Here is a 14,656-nt window from a genome sequence, read left to right as displayed (position 1 = left end):
TCACTTACTTTTAATGACAAGGTTGGTATGAAAAAAAACAGCTTGTGGCCTGTGTGGGTTGTGCTGGTTGTCACTTTGGTGTTTTCCAGCGTTAGCACAGCGCAAACTCAAGGAGATGAGAGCGAAAATGAGCGGTGGTTCGCTATTGACTCGCTTAACGCAGGGCTAGGAGAGGTGCCGGAAGAGGCTAAACGAATGTCGCCACGGGAAGCGGTCCGTAGCTTTTTAACCTTCACCGAAAGTGGCAATTACGCCTCAGCCGCGCATTTGCTTAATCTAAACGGCATTGATCCAAGTGAGCAGCAGGCGAGGGGAGCTGAGCTTGCGAGGCAGTTAGCGGAGGTACTAAAGCGTGGTGAGTGGCTAAATGCCTCGAATCTGCCGGCTCGCCAAGACGCAGCGATTGAAGACGCTTCTGGTCAGAACCCTTTAGCGGGTTCGCCACGACGAAATATAGAGCTGGCAGCATTAAAAGTAGAAGGACAGGCTTATGATGTTCGGATAGGGCGTTATCGAATCAATGAAGAAGATCCTGTTTGGCTAGTAATGCCAGAGAGTGTGTCGTCTATTCCAGCTCTCTATGAAGAGTATGGGCCTTCAATGCTAGAAAGCTATATTCCAGAACGGCTGAAGGCATCGTTTGGCATACTAAAAATTTGGGAATGGTTAGCGATCCCGGTTTTTTTAATCGCCATTGGCACGGTAGGCATGGTGACTTACTACGTTGTTGGGCTAGTGGCACGTATTCTGCCTTCAGGCGTGTCTACTATTTTCGCCGATCAAATTGGCGTGCCCATGGCGATGATTGTTATGTCGCTGGTAACGCAGATGTTGCTGGACTACGTTGTATCGTTTTCCGCCATTGTGACGACGACGTTCCGCGTATTGTTGATCTCAATTATGGCCTGGGGTGCTGGTACCATTGCACTACGCTTGATCGACACGATCATGCTGCGCATGACACGGCGCTTAGTCGGGGAAATTGACGATACTAAGCCTAAAGATAAACGTCGTCTGTTAACCTCGCTGTATGCTTTGCGCCGCGTGATTATCTTAATCACCGTCATTGGTGTGTCGGTTTATGTACTGGGGCAGATCCAGCTGTTTGAGTCTTTAGGCTTGTCGCTGTTGGCGTCGGCTAGTGTGCTGGCCGTACTGGTAGGTATTGCCGGCCAAGCGGTGTTAGGCAATATCCTCTCTTCTTTTCAGCTGTCGCTTGCCAAGCCTATACGAATTGGTGACTTGGTCATCTTCGAAGGGCAATGGTGCTATGTTGAGGGCATTTTTTATACCTTTATTCGACTGCGCTCCTGGGATGAACGACGTGTCATCGTGCCGGTTACCTACTTTACGTCTAAGCCGTTTGAAAACCTCTCGGTGAAGAGCACTAAAATGTACCGCTTCTTAGAGCTGACGCTGCATTTAAGCGCTGATATTTCTCAAGTGAGGGAGATGTTTTTAGCCTATGCCCAGGAAGAAGATAATGTCATTGAGCATCATAAACTGCTTTGTTATGTGACCAAGCAAACTGCCTACGCGCAAACGGTCACTTGCTATTTAATGACATCGGATCCTATGGCGGGCTGGACGGCCGAGATGAACATTCGCGAGAAAATGTTGGCCTTTATCCGCGATAACCATCCAGAGTGGTGGCCAAGAGAAGTCATGGTTATCAGCCATGAGGATATTGCACGCGGAGATGGACAAGGCAAGCGTTCACAGGACGCGGATAGCTCTGCGGATAAACCGTCTGAGTAGAGGGCAACTAGGCAGCGGCATGTGCCGCTGTCTGGAGTATCAGCTTGTGGGTATTTCATCGTGGTTCACGTTGAAATGTCAGCAGGCCATACGTCATGGTAGCGAGACCACCTCTAACGGGATATCTACGCCGAACTGCTGCAACATACGTTGGAAGGTTTCGACGTTATAGGCATCACTTTCTGTTACTAGGCCACGAATCTGTCCTGTGCCCTGTGTGCCGTTGCCTAGCCCCGCGACAATCGCTTCGGCGGGATCGAGGAAGCGGCAGTTTGGACGCGCCGACTCGAAGTAAGAACGCAACCATGGTAGATGCGTACTTGAAAGCGTCAGAGTATCGATATCAGGATTCTGTTGGAAAACGTCGTCTATAAAAGCAGTGACCGCTTGCTGAGTTGTCTTCGGGTCGAATATGAAGGCACCATTCTCGACAAGTTCCACCATGGAGGAGGCATTGATCAAGCTGACATTATCCGGATTAGGCGCATGGTGAGCGATGAATTGCTTCAGAGGTGAACTTTCGATGAGAGAATGCACCCCCATGATGCCAATCTTGCCAGTTACCGATATGGCAAGCGCTTCTGCGATAGGTGGGTAGACGCCGAACAAGGGGACCAATGTGCTTTGACGAATATCGTCCAGCACCATAATAGAGGGTGCGTTCGAGGCGATAACGATGGCGGAGGGTGTGTAGCTCTCGAGGAAACGTAGCGTACGATGCATAACTGTGAGTAGCTCATCCCGCCCTTTGCTGCCATAAGGAAAGCTCGCCCGGTCAGCGAAATATAAAATATCCTGTTTGGGAAGGCGTTTGTGTATCTCGGCAACAATGGCATAGCTACCGATACCCGCGTCGAAAACAGCGATAGGTTGGTGCATAGCAAGATCCTTGGCGTCAGCTGGTAAATCCTAATGATCCATAATGTTTAAACGCTATGGAAGCGTTATTTCCAGCGACTGCTAAAGAAGGAAAAAATCATATTTCAGGCAAGAGAGGGGAAGGGATAGCTATAGATGCACCCGTTGATCAAACGGCTGAATGCTGGCTCTAGCTTACTGCTCGTTTTTAACGATACAGCTAGCGAAAGGAAATACAAGGACGTTAGGAAATTGTCATGATGAAATCACAATTACAGGTAGTGCAGCGTTTTCTTCCCGATTGGGGCGTTACCTATGGCCCGGCAGGCGATGGCCGTTTTCCGGCGATCGCGCCCTATGCTAGTGCTGTACATAGTGCCTCAGATGTCGTTTGTGGTCTGCTAACAGCTTGCTGTTAAAAAAGCCGACTACTTTTATGTAATCGGCTGTTTTGCTTTCTTTGCAGCCCTGTAGGCTACGGTCGAACGGCGGTAACTTCAATTTCTACTAGCCAACCGGGATTGACTAGTGCATCGACGACCATGGCAGAGCGAACGGGTAGGTTAGGCTGTTCTTCGGTACCGAAGAATTGCGTGTAGCCAGCCATAAAGCCCTGGAAATCGACTGTCTCGCCCTCTGGCGCGACAAGAAACGCCTGCATTTTTATAATATCGCCTACCCCTAAACCTAGGTTTTCTAACTGCGCTTTAATGCGGTTCATTACCGTCACTGTTTGCTCTTCGGTGGTTCCAAATGCTTCTGCACTATTTGGATCGGCATCTTCATTGATGATACTAGGAACGGTGCCACTAAGATAAACCGTCGCACTGCTAGAGGGTATCTCAACCGCTTGTAGGATAGGAAAATCAGAATTGGGAATAGGGTGGCGAATAATGTCTTCCGCTAGTGCAGTGCCAGCATAGGCGGAGAGCAACGTTAGCCCGATAATAGCGTTTCTAAAACTCATCATTTAATTCCTTTTGAATTGCTTGTGGTTGAGTGAAAAAAAGTTAGCGCATACTCGCAATCTGTTCTGCACTAGCTTGGTTGTCAGTGTAATTATTGCCAAAATTGGTGCGGATAAAGTTCACTACCGAAGCAACTTGTTCATCTTCCAATAAGCCACCTAAAGCGGGCATAGCTTTATGACCGTAGATAACCAAGCTGATTGGGTAGGCAGCCGTCATTAAGTTGGGATTGTTAGCAAGCGCTGGGTATTCTCCTGCCCCTTTGGCACCTTGCCCACTGGGCATGTGACAACCGGCACAAACACCTGCATAGATGGATGCGCCGTCAGTTTGTGTCAGCATGGAAGGGTCATCGAACCAGTTGCTCGTATCAATGGAAGTCTCCTGGGCCATAAGTGGCATAGAGAGTAAGAGTGCAGTCATTGAAGTGAATAGTGTTTTCATATCGCGAACTCCTTAAGCCTCTGTAATAGTGGTGTGTAGGCGTTCGACGGCATCCAGAGCGGAGAGTACGGCCCCTTCCATCCAGGCCGGAAGATACGAAATATGCTCGCCTGCCATTAACGTTCGCCCGTCCATTACGGTGGCGTCTTGGTAGTCCGCTTCACGATCTTGCCATAGCCCATAACAGCCCAATGTCCATGGAACACGATGCCATGCCACTGAAGCGCCGGTTTTGAACTCATCGTAATATTGAGGGTGAATCTGCGATCCGTATTCCATGACCTTAGCGATTCGGTCTTCGGGAGAGAGGGCGTTAAATTGATAGGCGTAAGCACCCCATGGGTAAGCAGCTAAAAGCACGCCCGGGCCATCGCTAAACATGTTGTAGGGCGGGTAAGAAATTAGCGTAATAGGCAGGTTGGTATAGCTAATGCCGCCGTAGATGTGTTCATCCTCTTCCCAAAAGCGTCGCTTAAACTCAATGCCCGCTTTGAAGGCTGATGCGTAGGGCATGGAATCAATGATCTTGCTCATACGTGGTGAGAAGTCATGATCAATCTGGCTGAGTACCGAAAAAGGAATGGTGCAGATGCAGTAATCGGCGGTTTCTGTTTGTTCATTACTGCCGCTATCGGCGGAGACCCAAGAGGCTGTTACGCGATTACCTTCGTGGCTAATTCGGGTAACTTTAGCGTTATAAGTGATCAGCTCGCCAACTTGCTCTTCAAACCCTTTAGCAATCATGTCCATCCCACCCACTGGTTGGAAGATGGTGGACTGCATATGCAAGTTATCGCCTGTCGTTAGATTGCGCCAAAGCGTTGAATTCAGTATGTCAGAAAGGGCGTTCACTTGAGATGGCTCAGGCTTTCCATCAACGCCGCCACCTTCAGGGTGCGACCAACCGCGGAAAGAGGAAGACTCACTCCCTGTTACATAATCTAAATTGTCGTTTAGCGCCCCATAGCGTTTGAGTGCGGCAACGAGTTTTTCTGCATCTTCAGCACTAACCGCTTCATCTAGACCCTTTTGATCAACGACTTTGGCAAGTAATTCTGCGACGTGTCCTCTGAAATCAGTGGCCACCTCCTTAAAGCGTTGAGGTTTACCATTAAAGGCCTCTGAGTCATGTAGGTAGGCGTTATAATTTACCTGAATGAAAGGCTCCAGTTTAACTCCGAAGCGTTTGCAGTAATCCAATACAGCAAAATGATCTGACGGGATTCGCCAAGGGCCAGGGTTTAAGTAATTGCCTTCGGCAAAGTCGATATGCTGGGTAAATCCACCTAATTCGGTATAGCTGTCGCCTCCACGTAATGTCCAACAACGGCCTCCGGCCTTATCGCGATACTCGAGAATTTTTACGTTGTAGCCTGCATTACGCAACTCAAAGGCTGCTGTCATGCCTGCTAACCCAGCGCCTAAAATTAAAATGTTGGTATTGTCAGGGGCTCCCTGTAGGTTTAGTCGACCCCGCCAGTTAGACGGTGAAGCAAAACCCATTGTGCTCATTGCGGAATACATTGCCGCCGCCCCTGCGACTGCGCCCACCATGCCTAAAAAAGACCGACGCGTAACACCTTCTGGGTTGAATGACATTGCTACCTCTCTATGAAGTCATAGGCAGGTAACTAGAGTCCATTCAGCTTTTCAGTTTCATCCTATGCATAGCATTAAGAGCAATGTCTTAAGAGCAATGTTTTGAATTTAAGGACTAATCTGCAGGGCTCTAATTATCTAGCCGATATACGGTACATGCAGATATATGCATGTACCGTGCCAGATTTAATAACCCATTGTTTTAACTAATTTAGTTAAAGTTTATAAATGTTATAAGAATCACAAGCGTAGGTGTAAATTCCAGATTAGTGCGCGCCTTTAGGGGTTATCTCTTTTTTGGTGCGAGAAGGGGAGATCGCTTGCGGGTGAGCAGATACCAGACTTTATCCATTGCTGAACGTTACTCTCTTCAATCAGAAAGCCGTCTCGTTAGCTAAAAGCTGTGGCTGTAAGGATGGCCGTTTTAGGCAAACCGCTAATACGTAACTCAGCTAGCCAAGCCTGAATACGAAGCTTGGCTAGCTAAACGCTTTATCCTGTCGGCAACAATGACTTCTATCGAGTTGGCGAAAATCTAAGCATGGCGGCCAATCAGGGTTAAAAAGCCATCTTCATCGATAAACCCTTTATCGCCGGTGACAAACCAGCGTTGGCCATCGAGTTCTTTAATGGCGGCGGCTGTGCGTTTCGGGTCGTTTAGGTAGCCCCGCATCACCTGAGGACCGCTGATCAAAATCATGCCTGCTTCTCCGGTAGGCTGTTCCGCAAAGCTTTCCGGTTCAACGATTTTAAAGCTGGTGCCGGGGAGCGGCATGCCGACGGTACCAGCTTTACTGCCTTGCTGTATTGTCTGGTAATGAGCGCCCAACGAATCCGGTAGATTGACCGATGCCACAGGAGCGGTTTCGGTTGCCCCGTAGCCTTTATAAATTGGCTTATGGAATTTTAGGACGAAGTCGCTGCATACCTGCTCATCCAATGTTTCGGCACTGACAACGACTGCCCGTAGGCTTTCTAGCATGAGTGGGTGCACTTTGGGGCTGTGGTTTAGGTGCTGTAGAAAGTCTGATGTGCCGAACATCAGGGTAGCTTTGTGCTTGGCGACAGAGCTGGCAATACCAGCAGTGTCGTTGGGGGCCGCGTGGCAGACCAACGGCAGGCCTTCGATAAGTGGCAGCAGTTGGGTAACGGTGAGACCAAAGGCATGAAACAGCGGCAGCGAGCCGATCACCACATCGTCATATTGGGTATTAAGCACATCGGAGGTCTGCTTAATATTGGCCATCAGGTTGCGGTGGCTCAGCATGACGCCTTTAGGCTGTCCTTCGCTTCTACTTGGAAACACAATGGCGGCGGTGGCATTGGCATCTCTACTGCGGCAGTAAAGGCGCTGAAGCAGCCACGCAGGTAGCAGGCGAACGGCAAGCCAAGTGCTGACGCGTTCATGGCGTCGGATATCGGCTTGTAGGTCTTCCAGGTAAATCGTCTGAGTATTTGCTAGCCGCTGGCTGATGTTTAACCCTTGTTGCTGGAGTTTTTCGACGAAGTGGCGCGAGGTCAGCACTGTATTGATGTCGGCTTGGGTGAGCGCCGCAGAAAACGCGTCTTCTTTCGCGGTGCCATTGGGTCTGTCGTTAAAATGATAGTTGAGGCTAACCAGTGTTTTTCCAGCCAGAAGTGTTGCCATATTGGCCAGTGCACCCGCGCTGCTATTGGGCAGCAGTAGGCCCACGTTTTGCTCAGGGGTTAGCGTGTGGATGCGCTTTGCAATATGCAGACTGGCGGTAAGTGCTTGGCCTGCCGTCAGCGGGTGGCTAAGGGTATCAGTGAGTGCTTGTGCGCCAAGGTTACGCTTCACGCTACGAATCCAGGCGTCGGGCAGCGAGGGCAGCTCATCGATAGCATGTTGCCACGAGTTAGTTGCTTGTTCGAAGATGCGCCGTTTGAGCACGTCGGCCGGGGTGTCTTTAGGCAGCGGCTTGCCAAACGCAACGACGACTGAGCGATGGAGAGGCGCGTTACGCAGCTCTTTGAGTTTGCTGGATGAGCGAGAAAACTGGCTACCCCACAGGCCGCGCAAGTAAAACGGCACAATACGTACCTCTGGGTTCGCCAGCTTACACGCGCGTTCATAGCCTCGGCGCAGCTCGCCTAGCTGGCCGTTGCGGCTGATCGCGCCTTCGGGGAACAGGCATACCACTTCACCGTTATTCAGCTGTTCGGCAACCGCGGCTAGGGCGTTTTCGGCTCCTGCGCCCCGTTCGATAGGAATACAGCCCAGCGCCTTAAAAAACCAGCGCAAATACCAACGCTGATAAATATCCTTCAGCATGACAAAGCGCACGGGGCGAGGGCTGGCAATTTGCACCATTGCCCAGTCTACCCAGCTGATATGGTTGCCAAGCAGCAGCACGCCGCCTTGGGCGGGCAGGTGCTCTAACCCATGAACATCAACACGATAGCGGCGGGTGAGCAGAAAACTGAGTAGAAAGCGTACTAAGCTTTGCGGCAATTTGAAGATAGTGTAGCCACCGCCCACCATGGCAACGGTCGCCACGAGCAGCAACAGGTAGTGGCTATCTACACCTGCCAGGGCAAACAGCGCGGTAAGCGCCAAGAAACCCAGCATAGACAGATTCTGAATCCAGTTATTAGCAGCCAACACAGTGCCTAGTTCATGGTCTGCCGCATGAAATTGAATCAGTGCATTGAGCGGTACAATGAATAACCCGCCCATCATGCCAATAAATACAAAGTTCAGCGCTTGGCTGATGGGGGTGGTGAGCAGTGGCAGGCACCACAGACCCACCGCAACGCCGACAGCGCCTAATGGAATCAAACCGGTTTCAATACGGTTACGCGACAGCTTGCTGGCAAGCAATGATCCTAACGCAATCCCAATACCGCTAGCGGCAAGAATTCCTTGCAGTACTAAGGTGTTATCAATGCTGAGTGCATCTTTGGCGTAGGCGGGAAACGCGGCGAGCAGCACCTGGCCCACCGACCAGAAAGTCGCAAGACCGATAATTGACAGCCGCAGCACCGGTTGGCGGCCCAGAATGCTCAGGTTGTCTTTGAGTGCGCTGCCTTTGATATAGCGCTGCCAGGTGAGCGGGGTCGTCGAGGGCTGTGCGTTATCCGGTTTCAAGCGATACAGTGCCATCACTTGTATAACGCTGTTCAACACCAGCAGCCAGCCCAGCGGCGCAATGCTGCGTAATAGCTCGCCGGGTGTTTGGGCGCTGGGCAAGATCCAGCTTTCAAACAGCGCGGTAAAGGCCACGGTGCCTGCCAAAATGGCACCAATGGTGACGGCCTGGATAAGTCCGTTAGCTTCTGCCAAGCGGGGTTTGCCAAATAGCCCTTTCACCAAGCCATACTTTGCGGGGGAGTAAAAGGCTGACTGAATTGCCAGTATTAGCGTCATGGCAAACGCCAGCCAAAACCAGCCTTGGTAATAAGCGGCGGTGATGCCCAGTGAAACAGCGACAGCGGCCCAGGCGGAAACCCGGAGAATGCGAACTTTGGGGTAGCTATCCGCCACATGACCTGCGGGGCTGAACAGTAAAATAAACGGCAAAAGGATAAGCCCATTGACCAATGCCGTCAGTACCACCTGGGTTTCGCCATCGTAGCTTTTAAAAATCGTGTTTTGAATGACGATTTTATGCCCTAAATCCACAAAGGCATTCAAGAAAATGGCAATCAGGTAGGGCCAAACACCCGTGATGCGTAGTAAAGGTTGCATGAAATGACGCCTTATAAACCAGAAGTTAGGGCACTTTCGGTAAATGGGGTTAATGTTGCAACTCTGGTGGTTCAAGTTGTGTTATTTGGGCTTTACGGTATCGTTATACGCTACTTTATATGTCTGGAGGTTGTGTGTCTCAGACAAGCGCGCTTATTGATACCTTAAAACGCCAGCTGCGCTCCCAGGGGAAAACCTACGCTGATGTGGCGTTATGGCTTGGGTTGAGCGAGGCCTCGGTCAAACGGCTATTCGCTGAGCAGCACATCACCCTAGAGCGGCTAGAGCGTATTTGCGATCAGCTTAACCTGGAATTTGCTGAGTTGGTGCAATCCATGCAAGAGGAAGAGCACCGTTTGCAGGAGCTGACCCAGGCGCAGGAGCAGAGCATTGTCGATGATCGTGAGCTGTTCTTGGTCGCTGTGTGTGTGATTAACGGCTATCGGTTTGATGAAATTCATCACCAGTACCAGCTCAGTGAGGCGCAGTGCACTCGGCAACTGCTGGCGCTAGAACGGCTAAAGCTGATTGATCTATTGCCGGGTAATCGAATCCGGCGGCGTGTGGCCGCGAATTTTCGTTGGCGGCCTGGCGGCCCCATTCAGCGTTTTTTCCAGCAATATATTGCCACAGAGTTTTTTCAGTCCCGTTTCGATAGCGACAGCGAAAAGCTAATTGTGCTGAATGGCCTGCTTTCTCATGCGGGTAATGCTGAATGGCAACAAACGATGCAGCGGCTGGCAAAAGAGTTTCACGCCCTGTGTGAACGCGAAAGCGGGCTGCCCATTAATCAGCGCTTTGGTACCACCTCAGTGCTGGCTGTGCGTCAGTGGCAATATGCGTTGTTCCAGGGCTATAAGCGGTAAGGCTAGGTTCGACATGCCACGCGGCTATCACGATGTATTGCGAAAGAGTGCTGCTTCCTGCGCTAGCCACTCGGTAAAGCGGCCCACCGCAGGTGGCATTTCCCCATCAGGAGGCAAAATCAAATCATAGGCGAAGGGGGAAATGAGGGGATAGTGCTCTTCAAAAGGGCGCACTAAAACACCGCTTGCAAGCCGGTCGGCAACGAGTGGGTAGCTGGCAAGTACCACGCCTTGGCCGGCAATGGCTTGATCTAAGGCCAGGCTATAGAGCGAATATTGGCGCTGGTTAGGCATTTTACTTATCGCTATCCCAACCGCTTTGAACCAATCGCTCCAGCCTGGGATGTGGCGCTGGTTGGCATGGGTACACCAATCCACGGTGAGTAGCGTCTGTGTTAGTAAGTCGCTGGGCGATTTTATCGTTGCCTGTGCTAATAAAGTGGGCGAGCAAACGGGAAATAGTGTGTCTTCAAAAAGACGTTGGCTAGAGACGCCTGGCCAAGGACCTTGTCCGTAGCGCAGCGATAAGCGCGCCCTGTTTGGCAGCCATAACGGTTGGGTTAGGCGAGACTCGGCATCTAGCGATATTTCTATTTCGCGCTCGTTTGCTTCAAAACGAGGTAAACGAGGCAGCAACCAAAGCTGTAGAAAAGAAGGCGGTGCGCTGATCAGTAAGCGAAAGGCTTGTTCCGAGCGCTCGGTGACGTGCTGTACGCCACTGGCGATACGCAAAAGCCCCGCTTGCACATCTTCCGCTAATATCCGCCCCGCCTCAGTGACACATACTCCATTGGCATGACGTTCAAAGAGCGCCACCCCCAAATGCCCCTCTAGCTGCTTCACCTGACGGCTAACCGCGCCAGAGGTAACGCCAAGCCGATAAGCGGCGGCTTTGAAGCTGTTCTCGCGCGCAGCTTCGGCAAAGGCGCGTAGTGCATTAAGTGGTAATCTTTCAATTCTCATAGCATGAGTTTTCCTAAGCCTAGGCCAGAGAAGTAATCGTTTGTACGAGGTTTCTCTTCCTGGTGCAATAGGCGCCTTAATGTTATGGGAGCGTGCAATGAATACTCAAAGAGTAGCGTCAATTAACGCTAATGACAGCTCTGTAGTGGTATTCCAGCGTAAATCAGTGGATACCACAGCAGCATCACTAATGCTGCTATTTTGCTTGATACTGGGGTTTCAGCAAGTAGCGATTAAAGGTGTGGCTGAGGATATCTCACCCATGGTGCAGATAGCTCTACGCTCCGCTATCGCTGGAACACTGGTCGGTTTACTAGCTTATTGGCGAGGCGTTCGCTGGGCAGATTTGCGCCGTCATTGGATTGCCGGTTTGTTGGTTGGCTTAGGGTTTGCGGCGGAGTTCGCATTTGTTGCCTGGGGGTTAACGTATACCTTGGCATCGCACATGTCGGTCTTTCTTTACACGGCCCCCATTTTTGCCGCGCTTGGCTTACATCTTTGGGTGCCTGGTGAACAGCTGTCTATGCGGCAGTGGTGGGGAGTAGGGTTGGCGTTTACAGGGATGGTGATTGCGATGGCGCCGAGTGGTAGCTATGCCATAGAGATCATCATCGGTGATGCACTGGGCTTGCTAGCTGGACTCTCCTGGTCGGCTACGACCGTTGTAATTCGCAAGACCTCGCTTTCCGAGGCACCAGCAGAACTTACCTTAAGCTATCAACTGGGTATAACGGCGCTGCTACTGTTGCCGGTAGCGGTTATCTCTGGCCAGTTAATGAGCGCGCAGTTTGTTCCTATGGTGGTTGCCAGCCTTGGTTTTCAGGCGCTGGTTATTTCTTTTGGCGCGCTGCTGCTTTGGTTTACGTTGCTGCGCCGTTATCGTGCTTCTCAGTTAGGTGTGTTTTCTTTCTTAGCGCCGCTTTTTGGTGTGCTTTTTGGTACCCTGCTGCTTAATGAGCCGCTTAGCGTCAATTTTATAATTGGTGGGAGCGTTATCTTAGCCGGCATTGTTCTGGTAACGCGCTAACCACGTGGGCCGCCAATGATGGCCTTGCGTCTTTTAATCAGTGAAGAACTGACTTATGGGCCTAACTGTTTTATGAATTATTTTTTATGAATAGCACTCCTTTTCAATTACTAGCCTGTCCGTTAGATGGCGAGCCGCTTCATCTGGCAGGCAGTACTTGGCGCTGCTCTGTTGGGCATAGCTTCGATGTTGCTAAGCAAGGTTACGTCAACTTGCTTCCGGTACAGCAAAAGCGTTCCGCTGATCCTGGTGACAGTAAGCTGATGGTGGCAGCAAGGCAGCGTTTTCTTGAGGCTGGTTACTATCAGCCCATTGCCCAGGCGGTAAGTAAACACCTGTTAAACCATGCTGATGCGCAATCTGCCAGCTCGCTATTTGGCTGCCTGGATGCTGGCTGCGGTGAAGGTTATTACTTGCGTGAGCTATCTCGTGCTGCATCGAATTCGCGGCCACTTTCATTGCTGGGGTTAGATATTTCCAAGTGGGCAGTGCTGTCGGCGGCCAGACAAGATGATAAAAAATCTCCGCTTTGTCGTTGGGTTGTCGGGAGCAATGCGCACTTGCCAGTTCAAGCGGAGACGCTCGACAGTGTGCTGTGTATGTTTGGTTTTCCAGTGCATCACGAATTTGCGCGGGTATTAAAGCCGGGTGGCCTATTGGTGCAGGTTGAGGCAGGGGCGGGGCACCTGCGTGAGCTGAGGGAGGTGATTTATCCCACGCTTAAGCCAGACACGACAAGTGAACGGGAAGTGCCTGAGGGCTTTATCCAGTTGCACACAGAGTCACTTAACTATCAAATAACGCTGGAAGGGCAGGCATTAATTGGTGACCTATTAACGATGACGCCCCATCTTTACCGCGCCAGTCAGGAAGGCCGAGCACGTGCAGCGGCACTTGATGAGCTTACCCTGACGGTAGATGCCAAACTAATGGTGTATGAGCGTAAATAAGGGGTGTTACAAATCCGACCATACTCTCTTTCTGCATCTTTATGCTAACTGTCTTTCATTTTGTCTTTCATTTTCAACATGCAAACGCAACAAGGCCCGCATAAGCGGGCCTTGTTATTCGAACCTGTTAAGGTTCGAGCAAATTCTTAAACCGTTAAGGCTTAGGACATTTGCTTGATGTTAGAAGCCTGAAGGCCTTTCTTACCCTGGGTAACGTCAAAAGAAACGTTAGCACCTTCTTGAAGGGTTTTGAAACCGTCAGACTGAATTTCAGAGAAATGAGCAAAAAGGTCGTCGCCGCCGTCAGAAGGAGCGATGAAACCAAAACCTTTAGTGTCGTTAAACCATTTAACTGTGCCAGTTGCCATGATGTAGATCCTTTCGCGCTAATGCGCCGTAATAAAGTTCCTGGTATTACCCAGATGAATAGTAGCGGGTGAAACAAGGAATACAATATCAGGCTGCCGAAATAGATCGTACACTTCTGAAACCATGCTGCTTGCTAACCAACTGACGCTACAGTGACATGATTTTTTCTTCGGGTCAAAGCTTTTTTATGAATATTTCCTGGGGGGTGGTGTCAGGACAGCGGTTACTTCCACCCCACTTTTCAGGTGCTTGGGGGCTTTACGGTGAGTCAGACCTTCAATGTTAAAAATGGTATCTTTGGCGAAGCACTTTTGAAACGACAACCCTGTCGGTAAGGCACGTTATCAAAACGAGGAGAATCCAATGATTGCCGAACATGAATTGGCATACCTAAAGCGTGCGGTGGCTTTAGCAGAGGAGGCTTTAAATGCAGGGGATGAGCCATTTGGTAGCGTGCTGGTAAATGCCGAAGGTAAGGTGTTAGCCGAAGACCGTAATCGCATTGCCGGTGGAGATTCTACTCAGCATCCAGAGTTTTCGCTGGCCCGCTGGGCAGCGAACCATATGACGCCTGAAGAGCGCTCTAAAGCGACTGTCTATACCTCTGGAGAGCACTGTCCAATGTGTGCAGCGGCTCATGGGTGGGTAGGGCTAGGACGTATCGTTTACGTCAGTTCTTCTGAGCAGTTGGGAGCATGGTTGGCTGCACTTGGCGTAGCGCCACCTCCAGTCGCCCCGCTATCGATTAATGAGGTGGTGCCAGGTTTGACTGTTGATGGCCCAGTGCCTGGGCTGGACGAGCAAGTCCATGCCCTGCATCGCCGCTTGCATGCATAACATCAGGGCCGGGTTTTGAAGGGCTGGGTTTTAATTGTTTGGCAAGGCTCGGTAAGCAATGCATGGCCCAGAAAGACAAACGCCGCCTTGTGCTCGACAAGGCGGCGTTTGTTAAATCGATGCAAAAAAGAGCATCAGTGCTTCAATATGCCTAGTGTTTCAATATGACATAGAAGGCGTGGATGATGCCTGGGATAAAGCCAAACAGCGTGAGAATGATATTCAGCCAGAAATGTCCTTTGAAACCGACCTCAAAAAACACCCCTAGCCTGGATTTCTCATAGTACCTCAGCCAGTACCGCACTCAG

At 50.7% G+C, this 14,656-nt stretch carries 14 protein-coding genes; 6 read left to right on the top strand and 8 right to left on the bottom strand.

The annotated features are described in order from the left end of the window. Nucleotides 1–27 precede the first annotated feature (27 nt). Nucleotides 28–1,758, top strand: a complete 1,731-nt coding sequence (locus INT19_RS12410; RefSeq protein WP_193060971.1) for a mechanosensitive ion channel family protein — start codon at nt 28–30, stop codon at nt 1,756–1,758. 93 nt (nt 1,759–1,851) lie between these two features. On the opposite strand, the gene INT19_RS12405 is transcribed toward INT19_RS12410, so the two are convergent. Then, entirely contained in the window at nt 1,852–2,637 is a 786-nt protein-coding gene (locus INT19_RS12405) for a glutamate racemase (protein WP_193060970.1), read from the bottom strand. 236 nt (nt 2,638–2,873) lie between these two features. On the opposite strand from INT19_RS12405, the gene INT19_RS12400 reads away from it, so the two are divergent. Beyond that, complete coding sequence (locus tag INT19_RS12400; RefSeq protein WP_193060969.1) at nt 2,874–3,035, top strand: hypothetical protein; 162 nt, start codon at nt 2,874–2,876, stop codon at nt 3,033–3,035. A gap of 56 nt (nt 3,036–3,091) precedes the next feature. On the opposite strand, the gene INT19_RS12395 is transcribed toward INT19_RS12400, so the two are convergent. The 4 genes from INT19_RS12395 to INT19_RS12380 all read right to left on the bottom strand — a co-directional run bounded on the left by INT19_RS12395 (nt 3,092) and on the right by INT19_RS12380 (nt 9,336). Then, on the bottom strand, nt 3,092–3,583 hold the full coding sequence (locus INT19_RS12395; protein WP_226912518.1) for a RidA family protein: 492 nt from the start codon (nt 3,581–3,583) through the stop codon (nt 3,092–3,094). 43 nt (nt 3,584–3,626) lie between these two features. Beyond that, nucleotides 3,627–4,028 (bottom strand): c-type cytochrome, encoded by a 402-nt coding sequence (locus tag INT19_RS12390; protein ID WP_226912517.1) that lies wholly within the window; start codon nt 4,026–4,028, stop codon nt 3,627–3,629. Between the two features lie 12 nt (nt 4,029–4,040). After that, entirely contained in the window at nt 4,041–5,627 is a 1,587-nt protein-coding gene (locus INT19_RS12385; protein ID WP_193060967.1) for a flavin monoamine oxidase family protein, read from the bottom strand. A 535-nt stretch (nt 5,628–6,162) separates the two neighbouring features. Beyond that, nucleotides 6,163–9,336: an acyl-[ACP]--phospholipid O-acyltransferase gene (locus tag INT19_RS12380; protein ID WP_193060966.1), complete on the bottom strand. Its 3,174-nt coding sequence runs from the start codon at nt 9,334–9,336 to the stop codon at nt 6,163–6,165. A gap of 134 nt (nt 9,337–9,470) precedes the next feature. Between INT19_RS12380 and INT19_RS12375 the strand changes: the two genes are divergently transcribed. Beyond that, nucleotides 9,471–10,202, top strand: a complete 732-nt coding sequence (locus INT19_RS12375; protein ID WP_193060965.1) for a helix-turn-helix domain-containing protein — start codon at nt 9,471–9,473, stop codon at nt 10,200–10,202. Between the two features lie 27 nt (nt 10,203–10,229). On the opposite strand, the gene INT19_RS12370 is transcribed toward INT19_RS12375, so the two are convergent. Further along, a complete protein-coding gene (locus tag INT19_RS12370) occupies nt 10,230–11,165 on the bottom strand; it encodes a LysR substrate-binding domain-containing protein (RefSeq protein ID WP_193060964.1) in 936 nt (311 codons plus the stop codon). Between the two features lie 97 nt (nt 11,166–11,262). Here INT19_RS12370 and INT19_RS12365 point away from each other — a divergent pair, with 97 nt between their 5' ends. Together INT19_RS12365 and INT19_RS12360 are read left to right on the top strand one after the other, a co-directional pair. Further along, a complete protein-coding gene (locus INT19_RS12365) occupies nt 11,263–12,192 on the top strand; it encodes a DMT family transporter (RefSeq protein ID WP_193060963.1) in 930 nt (309 codons plus the stop codon). 86 nt (nt 12,193–12,278) lie between these two features. Further along, the gene (locus INT19_RS12360) at nt 12,279–13,142 is read left to right on the top strand and encodes a putative RNA methyltransferase (protein WP_193060962.1); all 864 of its coding nucleotides are present in this window, start codon (nt 12,279–12,281) and stop codon (nt 13,140–13,142) included. Between the two features lie 161 nt (nt 13,143–13,303). Here the strand turns inward: INT19_RS12360 and INT19_RS12355 are convergent, their stop codons facing one another. Beyond that, entirely contained in the window at nt 13,304–13,510 is a 207-nt protein-coding gene (locus INT19_RS12355; RefSeq protein WP_009722287.1) for a cold-shock protein, read from the bottom strand. A gap of 364 nt (nt 13,511–13,874) precedes the next feature. Here INT19_RS12355 and INT19_RS12350 point away from each other — a divergent pair, with 364 nt between their 5' ends. Further along, entirely contained in the window at nt 13,875–14,348 is a 474-nt protein-coding gene (locus INT19_RS12350; RefSeq protein ID WP_095602597.1) for a nucleoside deaminase, read from the top strand. A gap of 151 nt (nt 14,349–14,499) precedes the next feature. On the opposite strand, the gene INT19_RS12345 is transcribed toward INT19_RS12350, so the two are convergent. Next, the gene (locus INT19_RS12345) at nt 14,500–14,610 is read right to left on the bottom strand and encodes a YqaE/Pmp3 family membrane protein (protein WP_442311550.1); all 111 of its coding nucleotides are present in this window, start codon (nt 14,608–14,610) and stop codon (nt 14,500–14,502) included. Between the last annotated feature and the right edge of the window lie 46 nt (nt 14,611–14,656).

Source organism: Halomonas sp. 3A7M (assembly GCF_014897875.1).
Classification (GTDB): Bacteria; Pseudomonadota; Gammaproteobacteria; order Pseudomonadales; family Halomonadaceae; genus Vreelandella.
This window is presented reverse-complemented; position numbering and strand designations above follow the sequence as displayed.